The 2,689-nt window shown below is 64.2% G+C and carries 4 protein-coding genes and 1 pseudogene; 2 read left to right on the forward strand and 3 right to left on the reverse strand.

The genetic code is table 11. From position 1 onward, the window contains the following. Positions 1 to 449: hypothetical protein (locus G3446_RS26260; RefSeq protein WP_245232809.1), on the forward strand; the 449-nt coding region annotated here is incomplete at its 5' end. Then, on the forward strand, positions 446 to 754 hold the full coding sequence (locus G3446_RS26265; RefSeq protein ID WP_164456611.1) for a helix-turn-helix domain-containing protein: 309 nt from the start codon (positions 446 to 448) through the stop codon (positions 752 to 754). The genes G3446_RS26260 and G3446_RS26265, both read left to right, overlap by 4 nt. A 34-nt stretch (positions 755 to 788) precedes the next feature. On the opposite strand, the gene G3446_RS26270 is transcribed toward G3446_RS26265, so the two are convergent. The 3 genes and pseudogenes from G3446_RS26270 to G3446_RS27785 all read right to left on the reverse strand — a co-directional run. Continuing rightward, the gene (locus G3446_RS26270) at positions 789 to 1,214 is read right to left on the reverse strand and encodes a DUF4124 domain-containing protein (RefSeq protein ID WP_164456612.1); all 426 of its coding nucleotides are present in this window, start codon (positions 1,212 to 1,214) and stop codon (positions 789 to 791) included. 166 nt (positions 1,215 to 1,380) lie between these two features. Continuing rightward, positions 1,381 to 2,040, reverse strand: a pseudogene (locus tag G3446_RS26275) (transposase); the annotation flags it as partial. Positions 2,041 to 2,475: 435 nt separating this feature from the next. Next, a partial coding sequence (locus G3446_RS27785; RefSeq protein WP_209262644.1) for a hypothetical protein occupies positions 2,476 to 2,689 on the reverse strand: 214 nt, incomplete at its 5' end.

The following is a 2,689-nucleotide window of genomic DNA, read 5'->3' on the forward strand; positions in this document are numbered from 1 at the left end:
CGATACTGGGCTCGCGGCGCACGATTACCCAGGCGGGAGTCACACCCGCTAGAACACGCGGCCTTGCCAGGCCGCACCGTCCCATTTTTACCCGAAAAGTGGGACTTTTTCCGTTGTTGAAATCACGGGATTCCCGTATAGTCTCGATCATGCGCACCGTCATTGAAACGCCTACTTTTCAACGGCTTGCCGATGCCATTTGGTCGGAGGAAGAGCGCCTGGCGTTCATCGCCTGGCTGTCCCAAAACCCCTTGACGGGTGACGTGATTCCTGGCGCGGAGGGTGCGCGCAAGGTGCGGTGGGCCGGATCCGGCAGGGGGAAGCGCGGCGGGGTGCGGGTGATCTACTTCAATCTGTCGGCGGAAGGCGTGCTCTACCTGATCACCATCTACCGCAAGTCGGAGCAGGCCAACATCAAGGCCGACAGCATCAAGAGGGCCATCGAATGAGCATTGACAGCATTGCGGACGCCATCGAGGCGGATGCCGGGGAGCCGATCCCGGGGCTGAGAGAGGGGCTGGAGGAGATGCGGGCCGGGCGGTCCGGGCGACGCTACACGCCGGAGCAGCTCTTGGTGCGCTCGGCGCGCAGCACGCTGGGGCTGTCCCAGCAGGCGTTCGCGGACCTGATCCGCACGCCGGTCGCGACGCTACGCGACTGGGAGCAAGGCCGCTTCACCCCGCCAGGCGCCGCGCTGCGGCTGATGGAGATTGCGGTGAGGCATCCGGAGGTGGTGCGGGACGCGGCGGCCTGATGGCCAGGCCGCCGATGCAATGTCCTGATCGGGGTCAATCGCCCGTCAGGCGCTGGAGCTGCCTTTCGTAGCGCGCGTTGATGTTGGCTTCGTCCTGGGACAGCGCCTGCTCCCAGGTGGCGCCCGCCAGATTGTTCGCGGCCCTGGCGCGCTTGGCCTTGACGGCTGCCAGCTCGGCGGCCCGCGCGGCTTCGAGCTGCGCAGCCGCGCGCGCCCTAGCTCTAGCCGCACGCTCCTGCTCGACACGCTGCATCCATCGGTCGCCCGCCTGGAGGCGCTGGTGGTGACGGGCGATCTCGTCTTCAGACGGTTGATGCACATCCACGTCCACTTCCCTGGCATCCGCCGCGCACTGCGTCTGCGAGAAAGTGACGGCCCCGGTTGCCGGGTCCGTGCACTTGTAGAGCCCGGCGGCGACCCCCGTGGACGTGCTCAGTGCCAGGATCGCGGCCAGTGTCATCTGGAGGTTAGCGGGGGCAGGATGTGAGGCCAACGCGCAAGAGCTCCGCCGAGCGACCTCGCGCGGACATTGACGCGCCTTCGATCTGCGATTGGGTCGGGCTCGGAGGCTTTCGAACAGACGCGAGACGAGCGCCCTCAGCACCCCCTACTGCGGAAGAGGCGCACTACCAGGCAATCCGCTGATCGAGCTCCGGCTCGGGCTGGGCGATGTCATCCCAGTCCGGCACTGGCTCGGGCGCATCATCCCAAATCGGCGGTCCGCGGGCGGGCGCGATCGGGGGTGGACGGGGCGGCTCACCAATGTGGGTGAGCATCCGCTCGATGGGCGCCGCCTCGGTGATGAAAGCGATGAGGCGCCTGTCCGCCCCACAGTTCGGGCAGACCAGCGGCAGCGACTCAAACAGCCGCGCCAACAGCATGGCCCAGAGATAACGGGCTGGTGAGCGCGTGCATGGGGCTGGCTCAAGCGGCGCTGTGCCGACCTCGGTCGCTGCGCTTGACGCCTCAGTCGCCTCACGCCCATAGGCGGTGGCCGCCGCACGCAGGGGCGAGTTGGGGGCCAACGCACCGTGGTAGCGATGGCGATGCTGCCGCGGCGGTGGGATCAGGGCCGCGAGCTGATCGATCAGCTCCAGCGGCGTGAGCGTCAACACCGTTGCGCCATCGCGCCGAGGCTTCGGCAGGCGATAGACGACGCGCTCGCCGTCCGTCAGCTCAAGCCGCTCGAGGGCGAACGGCGGACGCGCACAATAACGCAGCAGCCGCTCCAGGCCGGCGCGATCCTGTGCCGCGATGCGCACCTCGGCATCGAGGGAGAACCCGGAGATATTCCCGAAGATCCCGGCTACCCTGTAGTGTGGGTCGGGTACGGGCGCGGCGCAGTCTATTATGCAGAGCGTCTTGAACATCCGGGCGACGTCGTTTTGACTCACCCGAACGGTTAACTAGAACCGGGCGCGAGCCCGGAAGGAGATAAATATGGGCTTTTTTACGGCGCTTTTTGTTTTGGCCATTTGCGGGTTTCTCCTTTTGAACCTGCTATATCACTTGTTAAGAGGACTGCTGTACATCTTGTTTACAGACCGTCTTCCGCCTGAATAAACAAAACCCCGCTACGCCTCTAAAGCGTAGCGGGGTTTTTTATTGCCCGTTGTTTTTATTGATACGGCCCGCCGTATCAATGCACGACATGAAAAAAGAAAACCCGTAATCAAAAGGCGCATGCCCGCGCTCGATCAGGACGAAGCAATGTCGCTCAATCAGTTCGGTGAGCTGCTTTCGCTGTTCTCGCCCTGAAGCAATGAGAAAAAAACGGGGTTTACCTCGATAAAGGTCTGAAACAATGAAAGGGCGTCGGAAACAGAAAGCTCGTCAATAGAGAGTCGAGTCGCCCCGGGGAACCGCCCCCCGAGGCGCTCACAGAACCGGACGTGAACGTCTCCGCTCATCCGGCTCCTCCTATCCAGCCGCCCG

Source organism: Thiorhodococcus minor (genome assembly GCF_010820565.1).
Classification (GTDB): domain Bacteria; phylum Pseudomonadota; class Gammaproteobacteria; order Chromatiales; family Chromatiaceae; genus Thiorhodococcus; species Thiorhodococcus minor.